A 22,261-nucleotide genomic window follows, 5' to 3' on the forward strand; every position below is an offset into this window, starting at 1 on the left:
AACAACACTACCGTGCGGTGAATGGCAGACCAAATCCAGGCGACGTGATGTGCATCTCTCCGTAAGCAAAAGGCCGGCACCCCGTCCCCGAAGGGAAGCAGGTGCCGGCCTTTCAGCCACCTGGAGAACTAGCTGCTTGGCGTAGGCGAGGGTGTCGCACTGGGAGTGGCCTCCGGTGTTGCCGAAGGAGTCGCCGTGGCGCCCAGACGCGTTTCCGCATCCAGAGCCTTCTTCAAGGCCTCGGACAGCTTGGTCTGCTGGGCACCGTAAGCGGCAAAGTCGCCCTTGGCCAACGCAGCTTGGCCATCCACGATCGCCTTGTTGGCCTCGTCCAGTGCTGCCTTGAGGTCCGCCTTGGCGTCGGTGGGGCCAGTAGGCGGTGTAGTGGTGCCCGGAGGCGCAGTGGGCGTTTGGCCGTTGTTGTCTGCATCTCCGGCTGTAGCACCGGAGTTGCCACCGAACAGTTGGTCAAGTGCCTCGTCCAAAGTGGGCGCAAAGCCGATCTTGTCACCGAAGGCCACCAGCACACGCTGCAAAGTGGGGTACGACGTCTCTCCCGTGGACTTCAGGTACACGGGCTGCACATAGAGCAGGCCGCCACCCACAGGAAGAGTCAACAGGTTGCCGTTGAGCACATCTGATGCGCCCTGTCGCAAAAGGTTCAACGCCTGGGACACCGTGGGATCGGAGTTGAACTTGTTTTGCGCCTGGCCGGGACCAGGGACCTGGGTGTCGGTGGGCAGCTCCAGAAGCCGCAGCTTTCCGTAGCTGTCCCCCTTGACGCCCTTGACGTTTCCGGCGTCCGAGTCAGCAGCAAGGAACCCGTACAGGATGTTCCTGGCGCTGCCGTTGACCGTTTGCGGAATAAAGGAGGACGTCAGCTGGAATGCCGGCTTCTCTTGGTCGGGCATCTGCAGCGACATGTAGAACGGCGGCTGCTTGACGGCTTCCGAAACGGTGGGATCGTTCGGAACGCTCCAAGCATCGTTGTTCTGGTAGAAGCTGTCCGGATCCGTCACGTGGTAACGGCCGAGCAGTTCTCGCTGGACCTTGAAAAGGTCTTCGGGATAGCGAACGTGGCTCATGAGATCGCCGGACATTTCCGAGTACGGCTTGATGACGGTCGGGAAGACCTTCTGCCATGCCTTCAGAATGGGATCCTGGTCATCCCAAGCGTAGAGATTTACGGAGCCGTCATAGGCGTCCACAGTGGCCTTGACCGAGTTACGGATGTAATTCACCGAGCTGTTCGGAAGAGCCACGGTGCGTCCGGCACTGGTCTGCGAGTCAACAGTGGCATTCTGCAGCTGTTGGGGCTGGGAGTACGGGAAGTACTGGCTGGTCGTGTAGCCGTCAACAATCCACTTGACGCGGCCGTCCACCACTGCCGGGTACGCATTACCGTCGACGGTCAGGTACGGGGCAAGCTTCTCAACGCGTTCGCGCGGATTGCGTTCGTAGAGAATTTGGGATTCCGCGTTGACGCCGTCTGAGAGCAGGAGATCAGAAGACTGGAACTTGATGGAGTAGAGAATTCTGTTGAGCCAGTTGCCAACGTTTGGTCCACCGTTACCGCTGAAGGTGTACTGCGTTTCTCCGCCGCCTTCACGGCCAGCCGGGCGGTCCTGCTCGCGGTTCGGGGCGCCGTCCGGCGCTCCCACGATGGAGTATTCAGGTGAATTCTCGCCGAAGTAGATGCGCGGCTCATAGGAAGTGTCGTTACCGAGGACGCCGTTGGACGGAATGCCTGACTGCAGGAACTCCGGTTTGCCGTCGGCAGTGAACTTGTTGCCCTTGGCTGCAACGACGCCGTACCCGTGGGTGTAGACGATGTGCCTGTTGACCCAGGTTTGCTGGTTGGCGCTTAGGCCGTCCGGGTTCAGTTCACGAACTGCAATGACGGTGTCCTGGACTTTGCCGTCCACCATGTAACGGTCAACATTCAGGGTCTGCGGGAACTGGTAGTACGGACGGTACTGCTCCAACTGGGCAAACGCCGAAGAAATAAGGTTCGGGTCAAGGAGGCGGATGTTGGCAGTGGTCTGTGCGTCCGCGGCCAAGGCACCTGTTGTGGCGGTGGTGGTGGCGTTGTAGGCGGATACATCAATCTTGTCCAGACCGTAGGCAGCCCGCGTCATCTTGATATTTCGATCGATGAAGTCCTTTTCCAAGGTGTTCTCGGACGGACGTACCTGGAACTGCTGAATGACCCACGGGTAGACGCCACCGGCAAGGATGGCCGTGATGACCAACATGGCGGTACCGATCACCGGAAGGCGCCAGCGGCCAATAACCGCTGCAATGATGAACAGGATGGCAACAAGGCCCGCGGCAACAGCAAGGATCGCCTTGGTGGGCACCACGGCATTAACATCCGTGTACAGTGCGCCGGCCCAGCGGCCCGAGTTGCTCTGAACAGTGGTGTACCTGTCCAGCCAGAAGTTGATGCCCAGCAGGACCAGGAAGAGAGCGCCCGTGACGGCGATATGGATCTGCGCGGCACGGCTCGTAAAGATCCCGCGTTCCATGAGGCGGATGCTGCCGTAGAGGTAGTGAGTCAAGATGCCGGCAATACCGGCAACTACCGCGATGCTGATCAGGAAACCCGTGACGAAACCGAGGAACGGCAGCGTCATCAGGTAGAAGCTGATGTCCATGTTGAAGAGCGGATCGTTCTGCCCGAAGGGCTCCTGGTTGAAGAACAACAGGGCCTTCTGCCACTGGCTGGCGGCTGCACTGCCGGCGAAAAGCCCGAACAGGATGGGGAGCCCGATCATGACAACGCGGCGAACAGGCTCAAGCTGTGCCTGGTAACGGTTGAGGTTGTCCCGGGCCTCAGCATCCGGAGCATAGACGGGCCGGGAGCGGTAGGCGATCCTGATGGCGAAGAAAACAGCGGCAAACATCATGGCGAAACCGATGAGGAACGTGATGATCCTGGCGAGGTTTTCGCGGATATAAACTTCGAAGAAGCCAAGCTGCTGGTACCACAGGACGTCAGTCCACACATTGGCGAAGAAAATGAACCCGACGACGGCCACTGCCACGACAATGAGCGTCGGAGTCAGGGCACCTCGTCTCAGCGGTGATCTTCCGGGCGGGTTGGAGCTGGCGGGACGGGACAAACTCTGTACCTCATTGGTGTCAGTGAACAGTCGGTGTGCGCGTGTTGACAATCTCTACCGCTGGGAGGTGGCAGAGGCCGTCATCTATGCCACGAGTGGCAGTGAAGCTAAGTTCCACCGTCAGTCTAGTTGTTTGTGCAGGTGGGAAGGCTCCCCGTGTCCTGGCCGGCTCCGAGGCGCTCCACGGCGGAGGTGGCGTCGGCAAGGGTTTCCACTTTTACTACCTGGAGCCCGTCCGGTACGTGGCCTACGACATCGGCACAATTGGATGCCGGCGCGAGGAACATTGTGGCGCCCTTTTGGCGGGCGCCGATCATCTTTTGGGCAATACCGCCGATTGGTCCCACAGCACCATCGGCCGTGATGGTTCCCGTGCCCGCGACGTGTTTGCCGCCCGTGAGATCCCCCGGAGTGAGGTTGTCCACAATCCCCAGGGCAAACATCATGCCTGCGCTGGGTCCGCCAACATTGTCCAAGGAGATGCTGACGTCGAACGGGAACGTAAAGTCACTAGCCAGCAACACACCCAGAACGTACCTGTCGGCCTGGTTCTTAGTGGGGGTAATCGTCTCGGACACCGCAGTGCCTTTCCTGTCCAAGCCCACAACGACCGGCGATCCAGCACCCGCGGCCAGTTCTGCCTGGACCACGCTCATGGAGGTGATCGCCTTGCCATTGATGGAGACCAGCCGGTCACCTTCCTGGATCTTGCCGACGGATGGAGAAGGGTCCGACAGACCTGCGACGTTGAGCCGCTGCTCAAACGGAATCTCAAGCTCACGCAATGCTGCCGCTACGGCGTTCTCCTGCGATGTTTCCATGGCGATTTCGCCTTGCTGCACAGTCTGCTCGGCCGTGGTGCCCTTGGGATAGATAAGTTCCTCCGGATAAATGGCTTTGGAGGGATCCAACCACGCCCGGAACACGTCGAAGATGGTTGCCGGGGTCTTCGGACCGCCCGTCATGACCACAGTGGTCAGGTCAAGGTTGCCATTCGCTGGAAAAGACTCACGACCAGTAATACTGATGACGGGCTTGTCGCCGTCCTTACCCAAGGTATTGAAGGTAGGGCCCGCCGACTCAATGACATACGGAACCGGCAACGCTGCCGCCCCGATGCCGAGGCCCAGGGCGAGGAGACCGGAGATCACCATGATCATGTACCGGCCGTCACGGGGCGGCGACGGAGGCGCGGAGGTGGAATCGGCGTCGGGCGTCTGACGCGGGTCCAATGAGCCCTCGGGGCTGGGCGAAGTAAGCATTGAGGCCTCTCTATGCCGGCATTGCGTGACCGGATCCATGGCTCCTGCCGCCGAAAGCGGCGGCGGCACATACCAAACATCAACACTACGCGGTCTGTCGTTGCAGGACTGCTTTGCCTACAGCGAACGGGAGCTCCTCCGGGCAGACAGCCTTCCGGCTGCGCGGTACGGTGAAAGAGATCACCAGCCAGTTCGACGATCGGCGGCACCATGACTTCCAACCCCAACAATCCGTCCAACGACGACGAGACCCCCAAGGATCCGCTGGCAGAAATGCTCCAGAACCTGATGGGCGGCCAGGGCATGGGCAACATCGATCCCGCCGAGCTGGCCAAGGCCGCGGGACTGCCCAACGATCCCCAGCTCCTCCAGCAGATGTTCGCCCAGGTCCAGGCAATGATGAGCTCCACCTCTGATGGTCCTGTGAACTGGCAACTCGCCCATGAGAATGCACGGCGTGTCGCTGCCGCTGGCAGCGACCCTTCAGTCAACGCCCATCAGGCAAAGGAAATCGACGAAGCGCTGAGGCTTGCAGAACTGTGGCTGGACCCGGTGACTGATCTCTCGGCCACCGGCCTGATCGGCCGGGCATGGTCGAGGGCCGAGTGGGTTGAAGCGACCCTGGGCACGTGGAAGCGCCTGACCGAACCGGTGGCCAATAGCATCGCCAATGCCCTGTCCAACGCTCTCACCCAGCAAATGCCTGAAGAAATGAAGTCCATGATGGGCGGTGCCTCGTCCATGCTGCAAAACATGGGCGGAGCAATCTTCGGCATGCAACTGGGGCAAGCCATAGGCGCACTCTCCGCCGAGGTGGTCAGCTCCACAGACATCGGCGTCCCCCTGGCGGACCTGGAAATGGCGCTGCTGCCGGCCAACGTCGCTAAATTCGGTGAAGGTCTCAGCCTCCCGGAGAACGACGTTCGACTCTTCCTTGCCGTACGCGAAGCCGCACACGCACGTTTGTTCGTCCAGGTTCCTTGGTTGCGCGGTCACCTGCTGGGAGCCATTGAGGCCTACGCCCGCGGTATTCACATCGATATGTCCCGCATTGAAGACCTCGCCCGGGACCTTGACCCGAGCAACCCCGAAGGAATTCAGGAAGCACTGTCCCAAGGCGTCTTCACACCCGAACGCACGCCGGTCCAGACAGCCGCCCTGGAGAAGCTCGAAACAGCGCTTGCACTGGTGGAAGGCTGGGTGGACGAACTCACAGCCGAGGCCACTGACAAGGTGTTGCCGTCAGCGACTGCCCTGCGCGAAACCGTCCGGCGTCGCCGCGCCACGGGCGGACCGGCCGAGCACGCGTTCTCGTCCCTTGTTGGCCTGGAACTGCGCCCCCGCAGGCTCCGGGAAGCGGCAACGCTGTGGGCCACGCTGAAGGAAGAACGGGGCATCGCCGGCCGTGACGCGATCTGGCATCACCCGGATCTCCTTCCCACAGGTGAGGACCTGGATGATCCCAAGGGCTTCTCCGAACGCCGCCGACTTGCCGAGGCAAGCGACAGCGAAGTTGATGACGCCCTGCAGAAGCTTCTGAGCGGCGGCTACGAAACCACCGACGCCAACTCGACTGAAGTTTCCGATTCCCCCGACGATACCGCGGTGAACGGATCCGGCAACGAAGGGGAAACAGGCGATAGCGACCCCGAGGCGCCAGCCAAGTAACGAGGCACCCACCACGTAAGCAGCGCTCCCGGGTGTGACACTCGCGGATAAAACGCTGGTGCAACATGAACGCCGTGCAACGGCCGCCATCTCCATGGCGGCCGTTGTCGGTTTATGCGCCAATGTTCACAGGGGCCGTGGTCCGTTAAAAGGCCCCTATTCCCGGAGCCGTTGTTTGCCATAAGGATTGGCGTCCTGGTCTGCAGCGTTCCACGCGGGATCGCCGGAAACTTCCGCATCAGGTTCCGCAGGGATACCCCGCGAAGTAGCAAAGGCAACACCTTCAAGGAAGGCTTTTGCCCGATGGGTCTCAGGGTAGGCCTCAACCAATTTCCAGAACTCGGCGTTGTGACGCACCACCAGCAGGTGGGCCAGCTCGTGGACCAGAACGTAGTCAATGACCCATTGCGGCATGCGCTGCAGCTTGTTCGACAATCGGATGGTGCCGTCCGCAGGAGTAGCCGAACCCCACCGGGAATTCTGGTTGGACACCCAGCGGACCGACGTCGGGACGGGCCTCCCGCCGAGGTAGGTTCGCGAGAGGTACTCGGCATGCATGGCGAGTGCTTGGTCCGTGGCCGGACGGCGCCTGCCAGCACCTGCCTGCCGCTCTCCCTGCTTCTGCAGTTTGGCCAGCATTCGCCGTACCCATTCCCGCTCCTGGGACTTGGTGAAGCTGGCAGGGATGGCGATCACGGCATTGCCGTCTTCCCAGAAAGCGGCCACGGTTCGGCGTCGCCTTGCAGACCGGCGCACAACGACTGGTGCGCCGTCGTCCGTGATGTGCGGAAAGTCGGCGTTGGAGGCGGACGGGCGGGTCATCAGAGTTCGCTGCTCTCAGCGAGTACAGCCAGGACGGCTTCGCCATAGCGTTCGAGCTTGGATGGGCCGATCCCGGCCAAACCAGCCAGTTCTTCCAGCGATGAAGGCTTGGCCTCGGCAATGGCCGTCAGTGTAGCGTCCGTGAAGACAACATAAGCTGGAACGTCGGCCGATTGGGCCTCGTCCAGTCTCCACTGCCTCAGGGCATCGAACGTTTGCTCCTCATACGTGGGCGGGCACTGGTTACAGCGCCCCACCTTGCGTTCGGCTCCACTGGCAAGCATGCTTCCGCAGACCTTGCACGACGCCGGGGCGGCGGCTTTCCGTCGGGTGGGACCGGTCTTGCTGCGCGCATTGGCCGATGCCACGGAATTGGGGCGAAGTCCGTCCAGGAAACGGGACGGCTTGCGGTTGGCCCGGCCGCCCGGTGTTCGGGCTGTGGACCAAGAGAGATTCAAGTGCTCGCGTGCCCGCGTGATCCCGACGTACAGCAACCTGCGTTCTTCGTCCAAATCCTCGGGGGTGTCGGCAAAGGAAATGGGCATGAGGCCTTCGCTGAGGCCCACAAGGAACACTGCATCCCATTCCAGGCCCTTTGCTGCGTGAAGGGAGGCAAGAGTGACACCTTGAACAGTGGGGGCGTGTTGCGCGACAGAGCGCTCCTGCAGTTCGTTGACGAACTCAGCCAAAGTGAAGGACTCCCCACGGCTGACTGCAAGCTCATCAGCCAAGGCGACCAAAGCTGCCAAGGATTCCCACCGCTCACGCAGGGCTCCCCCGCTGTGCGGGGCGGCATCCGTGTAACCGAGTGACGCAACGATGTCCCGGACGATCTGCCCTAGTGATTCCTGAGATCCCTCAGCAACGGCGCGGGTTGCCGCCCGCAGTTGGAGGATGGCATCGCGGACTTCCTTGCGCGCAAAGAACCGCTCGCCTCCCCGGAGCTGGTAGCCAATGCCCGCGGAAGCCAGCGCTTGCTCGTACGCTTCAGACTGGCCGTTGGTTCTGAACAGGATGGCGATCTCGCTGGCCTTGACGCCGGCGTTGAGAAGTTCCTGAATTCTGCCGGCCACAACGGCTGCCTCCGCCTCGTCATCCGGGCACTCCATGAAGCGTGGCTCCGGACCTGAAGGCCGTTGGGCGACGAGCTTGAGTGGCGATGCCCACGCCGCATCTGCCACCGGGCCGCCGCTTCGGCGGGAGCCCAGGAGGTCGTTGGCCAACTTCACCACTTGCGGAGTAGACCGGTAATCGCGAATGAGCTTGACGACTGTGGCTTCAGGGAACTGTGCTTTGAACCCCAGAAGATGCTTGGGTGAAGCTCCAGTAAAGGAGTAGATGGTCTGGCTGGCATCGCCCACCACGCACAACTCGTTCCGCCCCCCGAGCCACAAATCCAGCAGCCGTTGTTGCAGTGGCGAAACGTCCTGGTACTCGTCCACCACGAAGTGGCGGTATTGTTCCCTGACTGTTGCCGCAACCTTAGGATCCTCTTGAAGGATCCCGACGGTGATGAGCAGGACGTCTTCAAAGTCGATGACGTTGCGGTCGGTTTTGATGTCTTCATATGCCTGGAACACCCTGGAAACCGCAGTGAGATCGAACCCTCCGGGGGTTCCACGGCCTTGGGCATTCTCCAGGTAATTGGCTGGGGTCAGCATGGACACCTTGGCCCACTCGATCTCCGCCGCCAGATCCCTGATGGATGCACGGTCAGTGCTAAGGCGGAGCCTGCGCGAAGCTTCGGCGATCATGTTGGCTTTATGGTCCAGCAGGCTGGGCAAAGTGCCCCCGATTGCCTGCGGCCAAAAGAATTGCAACTGCCTCAAGGCCGCGGCATGGAAGGTGCGTGCTTGCACACTGGCAACGCCAAGATCGCGGAGCCGGCTTCGCATCTCGGCGGCGGCCCGGGACGTAAATGTCACGGCCAGCAGCCTCTGGGGACTGTATACGCCGGAATGAACTCCATAAGCGATGCGATGAGTGATGGCACGTGTCTTTCCCGTGCCTGCCCCTGCGAGGACACACATGGGCCCCGTTAGGGTACTTGCAACTTCCCGCTGTTCTTCATCCAGGCCACCGAGGATACGCTCCTCAAGTGAGACGCCGGCGTCGAACATCTCTTCGGTCACGGCTGGAGGTCTTCGATGACGCCGCCGTACCAATGCTCAATCAATGAACGCGCAATGGACAAGCGCGTTGAAATGGTGATCTCGCCGCTCAGGACGGCATCCTGCAGTTCCTCGCGACTGAACCACCGTGCACGGGTAACCTCCACGCCGTCGGGCCGCGCCACGGCGTCGTCCGTCTTGGCGGTGAATCCCAACATGAGAGAAGCAGGGAAGGGCCAGGACTGGGATCCGAGGTACTGGCAGGCAGTCACACGAACGCCCACTTCTTCCCCAATTTCCCTCACCACGGCCTGTTCCAGAGACTCGCCGGGCTCAACGAATCCTGCGAGCGTGGAATAATTTTTGGCGTCGAGGGGCCCGCCGCCGCCGAGCAAGAGCCGGCCATCGGGGCCTACTACCGTGACAATGATGGCCGGATCCGTCCGCGGATAATGTTCTGAGTTGTCCTTTGGACAACGACGAACCCATCCCCCGGCCTCGATGTCCGTGGGCGTGCCGCATTGCGGGCAATGCGTGTGGGTGGAGTGCCAATTGGAGATTGCACTGGCCTCGATAAACAAAGCCGTGTCCTTGGCGTCAAGACGCGCCGCGACGTCCCGGAAGCCTGCCCACTCAGCATCCATCGGCACCGTGGCCGTGCCGGGAGCCGGCTGCTCCGGAACCGTGAACAACACAATGGGCGTGCCCTCCGGCAACGAAGACGATGTCAAGGTGGTGCCCAGGTAGATGGCGGCAACAGCACCGGCACCTGACCCGTCAAGAGCGTTCCAGAGCGGAGCGGCGTCCCCGAACCACAAACCGTCAGCGGTCACCAGTGCTTTGCGCTGCGAAATGACCATGGCCTTGGCCGAACCGGAGGCGATAAGCTCCTCAACCATTCCGGGCTTCATGCGGATGCCCGAGCCGCGATCCACCATGGCAGGGCGAACGGGAAGAACAGTCTCCATCAGGTGGTTGGCAAGCGCCGGCGACTCCGTATAACTCATGTCTCTACCGTACTGACTCGTACCGACAAAAAACATTTGGAAAGGTCCCCTGCTGTGGACACCTTCCCAGGACGTTCCCAGTTTTAGCATCAATGCCGGGTTTTGCTCCATATTTCCTGCGCATTTGCTGCGGATCTGAAGACTCGCCGCACTGCATCATGGCCACAGGCCGCAGTCAATCTACCGTGGAGAAGGTGAGAAGAACACCGCTCGAACTGGCCGCCATAGCAACCGCGGCGGTGCCCGGCCTGGCGCCGACGGCCGCAGCCTATTCCCCCGACGACGACGCCGACTTCGACTCAGCGTTGCTGCTGGATGCGGAAGGCAAACGCTGGCGGGTCCGTTCACCGCGCCATCCGGAAGCCAGCACCCGGCTTGAAACCGAGTTCATGGTGTTGCGGGCTTTTGCGCCGGCAATCCGTGCCGAGCTGCCTTTCCATGTGCCCACCATCGCCGGTACAGTGCGGCAAGGTGCACTGACGACGTTCGTCTACGCGCATCTGCAGGGCTCCACGCTCTCCATCGAAGAACTGTCCGCCGGAAGTTCCGCCTTGGCCCGGGAAGTGGGCACAGCTTTGGCAGCCATTCATGACCTGCCACTGCCCCTGGTCATTAATGCAGATCTTCCCAGCTACTCGGCCAACGAATTCCGGCAACGTAAACTCAACGAGCTGGACCAAGCAGCTACCACTGGCAAGATTCCGGCCACCCTCCTGCGTCGCTGGGAGCACGCCCTGGAAGACGTCGCCCTGTGGCGCTTCAACCCCTCAGTGGTCCACGGCGACCTTCACGAAGACAACCTGATGGTGCAGGACGACACTGTGACAGCCCTGACAGGCTGGACGGACCTGCGGATCGGTGATCCTGCGGACGACTTCGCCTGGCTGGTGGCGTCCAACGAAGCATCATTCGTTGAGGCCGTGCTAAGCCACTACACCCAGACGCGCCGCGATGCCCCTGACGCCCACCTCCTCCGCCGGGCGGCGCTGCTGGCCGAGTTTGCCCTTGCCCAATATTTGGTCAAGGCCATGGCGGCAGGGCACCAGAGCATGACCGCAGAAGCAGAAGCCATGCTCCAGACACTCGCCGACGACATCGACGAGCAGCTACGCCGCGATGAAGAAGCCGCGCACACCGCTGAGCAAGAGGCAGCCTCGCTGGCGGTTTCGGCTTCACCGGCCGACATTCCCGCCGTCAGTGTCGTTGCGATTCCCCTTCCGGATGAGCCTGAGAGCTCCGTGGAGACGGACGCCGGCGAAACCTCAGGCTATGACGACACCTCCACTGCCGCTATCAGCGTGGTCAGCGTGACGCCGCTTCGCCCGGCCGAACGTTCCTGAGTTTCCGGGACGTCGCTTCTTCAGCTGCTGCTCTTCAAGGCCCTCTCAATAATCAGTTCCAACTCCTCGGCGCTGCCAAGATCGTGCGGGCGCACGAAGGCGTCATCTGCCACGTAGTAAAAGGCTGCACTGACATCCTCAAGGGGAACGTCCTTGAGTCGGGCCCACGCAAGCCGGTAGACAGCCAGCTGAACCGCGCGGGTTGCCAGTTGTCGACCTGCAGGGCGGCGGCCGGTCTTCCAGTCGATGAGTTGCCAGCGTCCGTCGGCATCACGGAATACGGCATCAATGCGCCCACGGACCACGACGTCGCCAATCCGGGTTTCCACAGGCACCTCGACAAATGCGGGAGCACGGTGGGCCCACTCGGACTCCTTGAAGGCGGCCACCATGTCCTCCAGGCCGTACGCCTCGTCGATGTGGGAGTCCGAACCCGGCGCTTCATCAAGGTCCAACATGCCTGTTGTGCCGAAGTACTCCTCCACCCATGCATGGAAGGCCGTACCTTTTCGGGCAGAAATGCCCGGTTCACGGGGAACGGGCCTGCGCAGCTGGGACAGTACGGCCCCGGGGTCAGCGCCCAGGTCCACGAAAAGTGACGCGGAGATATGGCTGGGCAGGTGGACATCCTGAACGGTCTTGAGTTGGCGCTGCCGATCCAGCAGAAGTTCTGCCTCCTGGGTCCATTTCGCTGCCGCACCTGTCAGGTCAGGTGAGGGTTCTGCGTTGGATTCCTCGATATATCCGCGGACAATGGCCGCAGCCTGATCCATGGCCAGCCTTCTGCCGGGAGTCAGCCTCAGGCGGGCACCGGTCCGTGGGTCCGAAGGCCCCTCCAGTGGGTCGTAAGGAAATTGAGCAAACTCGAGCACCGCGGTCAACGGACTTTCCTCGGGCAAGACCTCCTCTGCCACCGATTCAGCGTGCACCTCCGCAGCTCCGCCTGACGGCGTATTGCCGGCCGGCTGCGTCCGGCCGGCGTCTTCTGCTGATGGAGCAACGCCGGCAAGCGGAGCAAGCTCGGAGAGGAAGGAAGACATGCCGGCCATTCCCGATCGCGAGCCATTCCAAGCAGCGCTGGAAGCCCACAGAACAAACTTCGCCCGGGTATAGGCAACATAGGCGAGCCTCCTTTCCTCAGCCTCGCCGTGATGCTGGACCTCGGATTTGAAATTCTTCTCGGCATCCAGCCATCCCTTTTGGTCCGGCTGATCGAGGTCCCACTGGGGAAGATCGGCACGATCTCCCCGCAAAGGCCATGGCAAGGCTGCAGCGCCCGTGCTCCACCTCGAATCCCTGCTGCTGGGGAATGAACCGGCGTTGAGTCCGGGGACAAAGACGACATCCCATTCCAAACCTTTGGAAGCGTGGACAGTCAGCAATTGCACCGCCTCCCGGTTGGTCTCAACGGGGGCCACATCCAAGCCGCCTTCCTCGGAGGCCGCAGCTTCCAGCCACGACAAAAACGCCAGCAGATCAATGCGCTGTGATGTCTGCAGGAACCCTGCCGCCGCATCCTGGAAGGCATCCAGGTTGCGGCGGGCTTGGTGAATGCTGATTCCCGGTTTGGCGGCGACCTCAATGTCCAGGAGCATGGCACGTTCCACCTCGCCAAGAAGTGTGGTGAGGTCGTCCCCGATGTAGCTCCTGAGCGAGCGAAGCTCCGAGGCAAGGCTGGTCAGCCGTTGCAGGGCGGCAGCACTCAGACTCCTCCCATGGCCGGAAGTCCAGCCAGGCCGGGGAAGGAAGTCCAGGGCCTCCACGAGGCTTGCGGCATCCGTGATGTCACTTTCAACCACGGCCTTTGCGGGTTCCTCGTTGTCTTCGAAGGACTCATGGGGCCCTTCCGGGGCCGAACGGCGACGCGCCAGGAAGCGGGACCAGTCGCTGAAAGCCATCAAGTCCGCCGGACCAATCCGCCACCGCGCACCCGCCAACAACCTCATCAGCGCATCAGAACGTCCTGGATCAGAAAGAACCCGCAACGTGGCCACCAGATCCACGATCTCAGGCGTGTCCAGCAATCCGCCCAGTCCAACGATCTCGTAAGGAATACCCTGGAGCTCGAACTCGCGGCGGAGGCATTCCATCTGCGCCCGGCGCCGGCACAGGACAGCCATGGTGGGTTGGACAGCGGTGCCATCGTTCTCTTCCTCAAAAACCGTCTTCTGGTACCGGCGGACATCGCGGGCTATGACGGCGGCCTCGTCTTCATCGGTACCGAACCGGGCGATCACCACACGTCCGTCCACGGCAGCTGGGCTGGGAACCAACGCGGGAACGGAGACACTACTGGCTGTCTCCCTCTCCCCTGCAGGCCCATCCAATGCCGCCGCCCGGTTCAAGGGCGCCGCAATGGTGTTGGCTGCTTGGAGGATGTTCCTGCCATTCCGCCAGGCAGTGGTCAGGTAGGAAGTGGGGGCTACGGAATAGGACATATCGTCAGTGGAGGCGTCCGCGTGCCGCACGGGAAACTCCTGCACAAAGTTGAAGAGTTGGCCTGCTGAAGCGCCACGGAACCCATAAATCGACTGGTTGGGGTCACCCACAGCAGTAACGGCGTGGCCCTGGCCGAAAAGACGTGAGAACAGGACGAGCTGTGCGTGGGACGTGTCCTGGAATTCATCCAGGAGTACCACCTTGTAGCGGGCGCGTTCAGTAGTGGCAGCAAGGGGGATGTCACTGGCAATGCGTGCCGCCAATGCCACGAGGTCGCCGAAATCCAGGACACCGCGTTGACGTTTCGCCTCTTGGTAGCGAACCACCATGTCGGCCACGCTGGCGCGGGTCCGGAGCATGGCCGCGAGGTCTCCCGCAGCCTGGCTGGGATTCTTCTTGGCCCCGGCTACGTAGGGAAGCTGGTCAAAGGTCTCAACGCGTTCCAGAATCCACTCCCGTACCTCCCCCGGATCCTGAAGGTGCTCGGCGCACTCCCCTGCCAGCTGAATGACCGCATTGACAAGCGTGGATTTGGCGGCTGTGAAGTGTTCGTAGTCGCCGTCGTAGGCCTCCACCACTTCGCTGGCCAACTGCCAGGACTGTGCACCACCGAGCAAGACGACGTCCCGTTCGATGCCCAGCCGCAGGCCGTAGTCGGACACGATGCCGCTTGCATAGGAATGGTACGTGGACACCTTGGGTTCGAGGTCGTCGGCACCAAGGAGCCCCTCAGGGAAGCCGATGCTGCCATCGTCCTCCGCCGCGATCCGCTGGAGCGTGGCCAGCTTGGACCGAATCCTGCTCGCCAGCTCGCCGGCAGCCTTCCGGGTGAATGTCACGCCGAGAACTTCCTCCGGACGCACCCAGCCATTAGCCACCAGCCACACCACACGGTCCGCCATGGTGGCCGTCTTGCCCGAACCGGCCCCTGCAATCACCAAGCGAGGTGAGAGGGGCGAGGAAATAATGGCCGCCTGCTCAGGCGTGGGATGGTTCTTTTCGCCAAGGATACGGGCCAGTTCGGAGGGCGAAAATCTGGGCTCGGGGACGCCAGCGAAGTCCGGGGCACCGGAGGCGAGGCCTTCCAGGAGCTCGGTTGTCATTCGGTGACCTGCTTTCCTCTGGCGCACAACGGGCAGATATCCGGCAGACGGCATCCATGACCGCCATGCCCTCCCTTGCCGGGGTCGTGCCGTGCTTCGAACGTTGCCCCTGCCATGAGTGCGGCTGCCTCGTTGACCAGGCTCTCTGCCCAGTTTTCTGCCGGATCCAAGGGGTCCTGCTGCTGTATGCCCGGGCTCTTCGTCTTGGTCCCAAGCTGGGCCAACACTGCGCCGCCGGGAACGAATCCGGTTGCTGCCCCGGCGTCGGAGGGTTCTTGTCCCGTTCCAGCGTCCTGAAAGGCACCCTTGAGGACCGCGGCTTGATAGGCACCCAGTTGCGGGTGCCGGGCTACCTCGGCCTTGCCGGGTTGCCGTTTGCCGGTCTTGAGGTCCACAATCACAAGCCTGCCCTCCGAATCTATTTCGAGCCGGTCCACTTGGCCGCGAAGTACCGCGTGACGCACGGCCGCCTCTTCAAGAGCTTCAGGACCACCACCGTCAACGGCATCCACAGTGACATCAGGAAGTTGAACTTCAAAGTCGTGCTCTACCGCGAGCAAACTTCTTGAATCGTTGCGCATGATGAGCACGTACTGGGCCAACTTCCGGACCATGAGTTCCGCCCGCTGGAAATCAAGCTTTCCCTCCCAGTTATCCTTCATGCCCAAGGTGGGCCAACGGCGCACGAGTTCAGCAATGTATTCGGCTCCCGAAGCCTCGGGAAGCTCCTGCGCAATGCTGTGGACCAAGGTGCCCAGGCTCCGTGCGAAGTCGGTGGCAGCTTCCCCACCGGCTGCTTGGACGAACCAGTCCAACGGGGACTTATGAACGGCCTCCACCTTCGAAGGCGAAACAGAAACGGTACCTCCGGGCGGCACCACGGCTTCCTGGGAACTGGGCGGCGCCAGGCCCCACCAAGTGTCCGGGTGTGCCCCCGGCACCGGTGGGTCCGTGCTGGCGAGCCTGGCCAGTATCCGGGCCGCTTCATGCGCGGTACGGGTATCTCCGGGGCCGTCGTCTTCCGACTGGGCATGCTGCCTCAGCTCCGCGACGAGGGCCCTCAAGGTCATGGGCCGGTCAACCGGGGTGTAACCACGTTTGTACTCGCCCGAACCCAACGGGGCCACGTAATCCAGGAACGCCGAAGGTTGCTCATCTTCAGAGGACACCGCCGTGCAAATCAAGACCTCGCGGGCTCGCGATACGGCTGTTGAAAAGCTCCTGAGTTCGTCGTAACGAATGTCCCGGAGCCTGCTCAGCGGCCCACGCCGGAGGGCGTATTCCACTCCATGCTCGACGGCGTCAGCGTAGACGGTGCTGCCCAGCAGCTCTCCACGGAGCCGGGTGTTAGGCCACACGCCTTCCTGGAGGCCCGCGACGATCACTACCGGCCATTCCCGACCCGCAGCACTTGCGGGAGTCATGATCTCAACGCACGCCTCCAGCTGCGCCCGTGCGGCGAGGGTGTCCATGGGCAGTTCCTGGTTCAACAGGTAGTCCAGGAACTGCTCAGGACCGGAACCGGGCAGTTGGTCAACGAAGCGCTCAGCCGTATGGAACAGGGCCATCATGGCGTCAAGGTCCCGATCGGCGCGTGCCCCGGCATTGCCGCCTTCAAGCGCCATCTCTGCCCACCGCGAAGAGAGCCCGGTTGCGTGCCACAAAGCCCACAGAACAGATTCCGCGTTGGCGCCTGGCTCGGCGGCGGCAGCGGTACCGGCAGCGATCATGCGGGCGAGCCTGCGGGCAGAACTACCCTCAATTCCCAGCGAGGCCAGCGCCCCCGGCTGGAGGAGGGCCTCGACCAACAGGGCGTCGCTGGAGCGGCCGCCACCTCCCAGGAGTTCCTCGCGGCGCAAGGATTGCCGCAGCCTTCGCAACTCGATGGCAGTGGCACCTCCGATGCGTGATGTCAGAAGAGACACTGCGGTTTCCGGTGCGAGCTTTGACGGGTCCAGAACAATGGCAAAGGCCTCCAGCAGTGGACGGACGGCGACTTCGTCCCGGACAGCTGAGTCCGCTACGGGAACACGCACTGGGATCCCCTGGCCGCTTAGGTACCGCTGCAACTGGGAAATCTGCCCGCCATTCCGAACGATCACGGCGATGTCACTGAACTCCCGGGATTCCCGCAGCTGTGCTTCGAGGATCCGCTGCGCGACGTACCGGAGCTCGTGGACGGCGGACGGCAGCACATGCCCCTCTACGCGACCATCCCGGGGAGCCGGATGTGGGGCTTGCGGACGGTCCGGCTGTTCCAACTGCCTGGCCAACTGACCACCGGAACGCTGCGAGATGCGCGCCGCGACCCGGGACCAGGCCTCAGCCACTTCCGGCGTGTGCCTGTGGGTCACGGACAACGGACGTTCGAGAACAGCATGCTGCTGACCGCCCAGAAGTGTTGGCAACTCTGAGACCAAGTCCGGACGTGCGCCCCGGAAACCTTGCACGACGGTATCCGGAGAGTACGTCACCACAAGGTCCTTTCCTTCCCCGATGTCGGCAAGGAGCTCGAACACCGCCGGATTCGATTCCTGGGCGTCGTCCACAAGGATGAGTTGGAGACGTTCCCTTTCAGTGGCCAGGAACTCCGGCGAATCCTGGAATATCTGACGGGCCGTAGTGATGATTCCGGCCGGGTCAAAGGCCTCGGGCATGCGGAGGTCCAGGACGTCCCGGTACTCGCTGTACAGCTGGGCCGCCGCCATCCAATCAGGCCGTCCGCACTCGTAGGCAAGCCCGACCAAGTCCTCTGCGGTGCGTCCCGATTCGATGATGCGGTCAAACAACTGCCGGATCTCGTGACGGAAGCCGCGGGTAGGCAGAGCTGCTGCGAGGTCCTCCGGCCAAGGCAGTTGGAACTCCGGACGGGAGTGGCCTTCCAGCAATTCCTTGATGATGAGGTCCTGTTCAGGGCCCGACAGAAGCTTCGGTGGCCGCGTTAACGGCAAGATGCCTTCAGCCTTCGCCCGCCGGATAACGTCGAAGGCGTACGACGCCCAGGTGCGTGCCGGCGTCGTACTGAGACTGCGGTCCAGCCGTCCCGTGAAGGTGTCCCGCAAAGCCGCCGCGGCGTGGCGCCCGGGAGCAAGAATGAGGATTTGTTCTGGATTCAGTCCATCTTCGCGGACCCGGCGTACTGCGGATTCCACGAGCACCGTTGACTTGCCCGTGCCCGGACCTCCGGGCACCAGGACGGGGCCGTTCCCCTGCCGGAGGGAAACGACTGCATGTTGGTCCGGGGACAGAACGGGTGCCGCGTAGTGGGTCTCTCGCGGCGGGAGCAGGCGGAGGACTGCTGATGCTTGGCGGGTTTTGGCAGGAGTCGCGGTCACACAGTCATTTCATCATCGGGTACTGACAATTTATGGAGTTGACGCTCCAACAGGTCAGAGATCACATCAAGTTGATCGAAGTCAGTGTCGGTAGGCGCCCATCGGGCGTTGGTCAGATCGACGCGCCACCGGCCTTCACCCGTCCTCAGGAAGGCCTCATATGCGCCGTGCAGCGGAGTGGATTCGTCCACGTAGTGCCGCAAAGCCTCGACTTCGTGACCGGGAGGCGCCTCCCCGCTGGCCCTGAGCACGCGCCACCAGGCCACGGAGCTTCCGTAGTGGCTCATGACTGCGCCGACCTGCCGCGGCCCGCCGGCTCCCAGAAGCTCCGCGACGTCGCCATAGGAGACCGCCGAGCCCGATGGAACAAGGTCTACAACGGCCAGGACCGCCGTCACATACTCCATCTGCATGTGTTCAGCGTAACGGCAGGAGTGTCGTGCCCAAAGAGTGTCGGACCCAGCCGGTAGCTTGAAGACATGAGCTCCTGGAACACCCTCTCCCGTGCCGCATTCGATCTCGAGACCACCGGGAAGAACTCCCGGTCAGCGCGGATCGTCACCGCTTCCATCACCGTTGTGGATGCCCACGGCGAGCTCATCGCAGAGCACGAGTGGTTGGCAGATCCCGGTGTGGAAATCCCGCTCGAAGCAAGTGAGGTGCACGGAATATCCACAGAGAAGGCGCGTGCGGAAGGCCGCCCGGCAGCAGACGTAACGCGGGAGGTCGCCGGGGTACTTCAAGGGCTGTTCGACGACGGCACTCCGGTCATTGCTTTCAACGCCAGCTACGATTTCACAGTCCTGGCGGCCGAGTCCGCCCGCTACGGCGTTCCTCAATTGAGCCGCTTTCCCGTGCTGGACCCCTACGTGATGAACAAGCAGGTGGACCGCTACCGCAAGGGAAAGCGAACCCTGACCGCCCTGTGCGAGGAGTACGGGGTTGATCTGAGCAACGCGCATACCTCTGCCGCGGATGCCCTGGCCACGCTCCGGGTGTTGGATGCCATGGCCGGCAAATTCCCCAAGCTGCAGATGCCGGCCTCCACGCTCCACGAGCTGCAAGTAGACTGGGCGGCATCCCAAGCTGCTGACTTCCAGCAGTACTTGCGTCGGAGCAAGCCCACCGCCGTGATCGAAGGCGAGTGGCCGGTTCTTCCTCCTGAGGATGCGAGCCGGGGCGGTTTCTAAGCCGGGACAGGCACCACCATGGGTTACGTTCTGCGACGCAAGTCACAGGAATTTCGGGAACCCCCAACTGTGGTTCTTTAGCGCGCGGATTCCACGCTTGCTCTCACTGCCGGAATAGTCCGCAGTTCTTCGAGCCTGCTACGGGGAATTTATTCGGAAAAATTGAGTGCAAGCAACCATTTGTTCGATTCTCCATGCGCTGGTGGGCTGGTGACATAATTAAGTTTGGCGGGTTGAAGTCTGCTAGGGCAGCCAACCTCCTTTTCGGTTGCCACATTCCCCGCCCACCGTGAAGCGTCTCCGTGACCCGATGAAAGTGATTTCTTTATGAAATTCAAAGCCCCTAAATGGCTGTCTGTTGCCCCAGTGGCCGCAGCCTTGGTGATTTCCCTGGCAGCCTGCGGCGGAGGAACCTCCGAGCCCAGCGGCTCGCCCACCGATGCACTGGCCGGCAGCGACCAGAAATCGCTCGATACGTTCACCACCGCCGAAGTGACGCCGCTGGACAAGATCGACAAGACCAAGCTGGGCCTGATCACTGAGGGCACCCTGCGGGTGGGCACCCTTTCAGACGCTCCGCCGAACATCTTCATCGATCCTTCCGGTAAGTTCACTGGCTACGACAATGAGCTCCTGCGCGCCATCGGCGACAAGCTGGGCCTCAAGGTCGAGTTTGCATCCACCGACTTCTCGGCCCTTCTCTCCCAGGTGGGCAACAAGCAGTTCGACGCCGGATCCTCCTCCATCTCCACTACCGACGCCCGCCGCAAGACGGTCGGTTTCACCAACGGCTACGACTTCGGCTACATGGCAATCGTGACCAAGAACGACTCCAAGGTCACCGGGTTCGCCGACGTCAAGGAGGGCCTCCGCATCGGCGTCGTCCAGGGCACCGTCCAGGATGACTACATGACGAACACGCTCAAGATCGAGCCCGTCCGTTTCCCTGACTACAACACGGTCTACGGCAACGTGAAGAACGGCCAGATCGATGCTTGGGTTGCTCCTTCCCAGCAGGCCGAAGGCCAGGTCAAGGAAGGCGACAACACCAAGATCGCCGAGAAGGTTGTCAACACCCAGAACTTCACCGCGTATGCCGTGAACAAAGACAACCAGCCGCTGATCGACGCCCTGAACTCCGGCTTGGACGCTGTCATTGCTGACGGCACCTGGGCCAAGCTCACGGCCGAGTGGTACAAGGACCGTCCGACTGCCGCCGAGCAGACCCCCCAAGGCTGGAAGCCGGGCAGCAAGGCCGTCCAGCTCCCCGCCAAGTAACCAAGGCGTTCCATGGATATCCTCAATCAACTAGCCGAGTCCTTCTTTGACTGGGAGGCGATAGGCGAAGTTCTCCCCAAGATGTTCGCCGTCGGCCTGCCCAATACCATCGTTCTGGCTGTCGTCTCGGGCATCATTGGGACTGCACTTGGGATGCTGCTCGCCCTGATGGGGATTTCCCGGAACGCAGCGGCCCGGTGGGTAGCCCGCATTTACACGGACATTCTCCGCGGGCTTCCACCGGTGCTGACCATCTTGGTGATCGGCTTCGGTTTCGGCCCCATCATTCGCGAGCTGACGGGCTCCACGAGCCCGTACCCCATGGCCATCGCGGCCCTGTCCTTGATGTCAGGCGCGTACATTGGCGAGATTTTCCGTTCAGGCATCCAGAGCGTAGATAAGGGACAACTCGAAGCGACCCGTGCGCTCGGGTTCAGCTACGGCTCGTCCATGCGCCTCGTGGTGGTGCCCCAGGGCATCCGGCGGGTTCTTCCCGCCCTGGTGAACCAGTTCATCGCGCTGATCAAGGAATCCTCGCTGGTGTTCATGCTTGGCCTGCTGGCCACAGAACGTGAAATCTTCCAGATTGGCAAGGACGCTGCAGCCAACAGCGGCAACCTGTCCCCGTACGTGGCCGCTGCCATCTTCTATCTGGCGCTGACCATCCCGCTCACGCACTTTGTGAACTGGATTGATGCCCGCATGCGCTCCGGCCGGCCGGAGAAGAAGGAACCGGACGAGGCAGCAGCCGTCGTAGGAAAGGGAGCCCAGGCATGAGCGAATTTGCATCAGGCACACTGACGGCCAAGAACATCCATTTGTCCTTCGGCAGCAACCACGTATTGCGCGGCATCGACCTGCACGTTGAGAAGGGCACCACGGCCTCCGTGATCGGCCCTTCTGGCTCGGGCAAGTCCACGCTCCTGCGCGTCATGAACCGGCTCATCGAGCCGGACCAAGGCGACATCCTCCTGGATGGACGTTCGGTGCTCAAGGACAATCCGGACGAACTGCGCCGCCGTATTGGCATGGTCTTCCAGCAGTTCAACCTGTTTCCCCATAAGACCGTGGCCGAGAACATCTCGCTGGCCTTGCGCAAGCTCCGCGGCATGTCCAAAGAGCAGGCGCGCGACGAAGCCCTGGCCCAGCTGGACTTGGTCGGATTGAAGCACAAGGCTGACTCGCGTCCGGCCAACCTCTCAGGTGGACAGCAGCAGCGTGTTGCGATTGCCCGCGCGCTGGCCATGAAGCCTGAGGTCATGTTCTTTGACGAAGCCACCTCCGCTCTGGACCCGGAACTGGTCAAGGGTGTTCTTGCCCTCATGACGGACTTGGCCCAGGGAGGCATGACCATGGTGGTGGTGACCCACGAAATGGGCTTCTCCCGCAATGTCTCCGACGTCGTGACCTTTATGGACGCCGGTGTGGTGGTTGAATCCGGTCCTCCGGAGCAGCTGTTCACCAACCCGCAAACGGAACGCCTTCAGGGTTTCCTTTCGGACGTTCTCTAAGGACCTCTTCACAGCTGGATATGCACCGTTGACAAAAGAACCCCGCCTTCCCATCGAAGGCGGGGTTCTT

Annotated in this window: 14 protein-coding genes; 6 read left to right on the plus strand and 8 right to left on the minus strand. The window is 62.0% G+C overall.

What is annotated here, in order from left to right:
* Window positions 1-128 precede the first annotated feature (128 nt).
* Together CQ020_RS04200 and CQ020_RS04205 are read right to left on the minus strand one after the other, a co-directional pair.
* The gene (locus tag CQ020_RS04200; RefSeq protein WP_105690682.1) at window positions 129-3,125 is read right to left on the minus strand and encodes a UPF0182 family protein; all 2,997 of its coding nucleotides are present in this window, start codon (window positions 3,123-3,125) and stop codon (window positions 129-131) included.
* 125 nt (window positions 3,126-3,250) lie between these two features.
* Complete coding sequence (locus CQ020_RS04205; protein WP_105690683.1) at window positions 3,251-4,387, minus strand: PDZ domain-containing protein; 1,137 nt, start codon at window positions 4,385-4,387, stop codon at window positions 3,251-3,253.
* Window positions 4,388-4,597: 210 nt separating this feature from the next.
* Here CQ020_RS04205 and CQ020_RS04210 point away from each other — a divergent pair, with 210 nt between their 5' ends.
* On the plus strand, window positions 4,598-6,055 hold the full coding sequence (locus CQ020_RS04210) for a zinc-dependent metalloprotease (protein WP_105690684.1): 1,458 nt from the start codon (window positions 4,598-4,600) through the stop codon (window positions 6,053-6,055).
* A gap of 156 nt (window positions 6,056-6,211) precedes the next feature.
* Here the strand turns inward: CQ020_RS04210 and CQ020_RS04215 are convergent, their stop codons facing one another.
* Genes CQ020_RS04215 through nudC form a run of 3 tightly spaced genes read right to left on the minus strand, consistent with a single transcriptional unit; the run spans window position 6,212 to window position 9,995 of the window.
* On the minus strand, window positions 6,212-6,877 hold the full coding sequence (locus CQ020_RS04215; RefSeq protein WP_105690685.1) for a M48 family metallopeptidase: 666 nt from the start codon (window positions 6,875-6,877) through the stop codon (window positions 6,212-6,214).
* Entirely contained in the window at window positions 6,877-9,009 is a 2,133-nt protein-coding gene (locus CQ020_RS04220; RefSeq protein WP_105690686.1) for an ATP-dependent DNA helicase UvrD2, read from the minus strand. The genes CQ020_RS04215 and CQ020_RS04220 overlap by 1 nt, the downstream gene beginning before the upstream one ends.
* Window positions 9,006-9,995, minus strand: coding sequence for an NAD(+) diphosphatase (gene nudC / locus CQ020_RS04225; protein ID WP_105690687.1), 990 nt, complete (start codon window positions 9,993-9,995; stop codon window positions 9,006-9,008). Before nudC ends, CQ020_RS04220 begins: the two co-directional genes overlap by 4 nt.
* Before the next feature lie 194 nt (window positions 9,996-10,189).
* On the opposite strand from nudC, the gene CQ020_RS04230 reads away from it, so the two are divergent.
* Window positions 10,190-11,335: a macrolide 2'-phosphotransferase gene (locus CQ020_RS04230; RefSeq protein WP_258141702.1), complete on the plus strand. Its 1,146-nt coding sequence runs from the start codon at window positions 10,190-10,192 to the stop codon at window positions 11,333-11,335.
* A gap of 20 nt (window positions 11,336-11,355) precedes the next feature.
* Here the strand turns inward: CQ020_RS04230 and CQ020_RS04235 are convergent, their stop codons facing one another.
* Genes CQ020_RS04235 through CQ020_RS04245 form a run of 3 tightly spaced genes read right to left on the minus strand, consistent with a single transcriptional unit; the run spans window position 11,356 to window position 18,625 of the window.
* Window positions 11,356-14,877 (minus strand): ATP-dependent DNA helicase, encoded by a 3,522-nt coding sequence (locus CQ020_RS04235; protein ID WP_105690689.1) that lies wholly within the window; start codon window positions 14,875-14,877, stop codon window positions 11,356-11,358.
* Complete coding sequence (locus tag CQ020_RS04240; RefSeq protein WP_105690690.1) at window positions 14,874-18,212, minus strand: ATP-dependent DNA helicase; 3,339 nt, start codon at window positions 18,210-18,212, stop codon at window positions 14,874-14,876. The genes CQ020_RS04235 and CQ020_RS04240 overlap by 4 nt, the downstream gene beginning before the upstream one ends.
* Window positions 18,209-18,625, minus strand: a complete 417-nt coding sequence (locus CQ020_RS04245; RefSeq protein WP_105690691.1) for an MGMT family protein — start codon at window positions 18,623-18,625, stop codon at window positions 18,209-18,211. The genes CQ020_RS04240 and CQ020_RS04245 overlap by 4 nt, the downstream gene beginning before the upstream one ends.
* Before the next feature lie 66 nt (window positions 18,626-18,691).
* Here CQ020_RS04245 and CQ020_RS04250 point away from each other — a divergent pair, with 66 nt between their 5' ends.
* The 4 genes from CQ020_RS04250 to CQ020_RS04265 all read left to right on the plus strand — a co-directional run bounded on the left by CQ020_RS04250 (window position 18,692) and on the right by CQ020_RS04265 (window position 22,191).
* Window positions 18,692-19,402: a 3'-5' exonuclease gene (locus tag CQ020_RS04250; protein ID WP_024817415.1), complete on the plus strand. Its 711-nt coding sequence runs from the start codon at window positions 18,692-18,694 to the stop codon at window positions 19,400-19,402.
* Between the two features lie 327 nt (window positions 19,403-19,729).
* A complete protein-coding gene (locus CQ020_RS04255; protein ID WP_105690692.1) occupies window positions 19,730-20,680 on the plus strand; it encodes an ABC transporter substrate-binding protein in 951 nt (316 codons plus the stop codon).
* A gap of 12 nt (window positions 20,681-20,692) precedes the next feature.
* A complete protein-coding gene (locus tag CQ020_RS04260) occupies window positions 20,693-21,457 on the plus strand; it encodes an amino acid ABC transporter permease (RefSeq protein WP_105690693.1) in 765 nt (254 codons plus the stop codon).
* The gene (locus tag CQ020_RS04265) at window positions 21,454-22,191 is read left to right on the plus strand and encodes an amino acid ABC transporter ATP-binding protein (protein WP_024817418.1); all 738 of its coding nucleotides are present in this window, start codon (window positions 21,454-21,456) and stop codon (window positions 22,189-22,191) included. Before CQ020_RS04260 ends, CQ020_RS04265 begins: the two co-directional genes overlap by 4 nt.
* Window positions 22,192-22,261: the final 70 nt, after the last annotated feature.

The sequence above is a fragment of the Arthrobacter sp. MYb23 genome (genome assembly GCF_002979775.1).
Classification (GTDB): Bacteria; Actinomycetota; Actinomycetes; order Actinomycetales; family Micrococcaceae; genus Arthrobacter.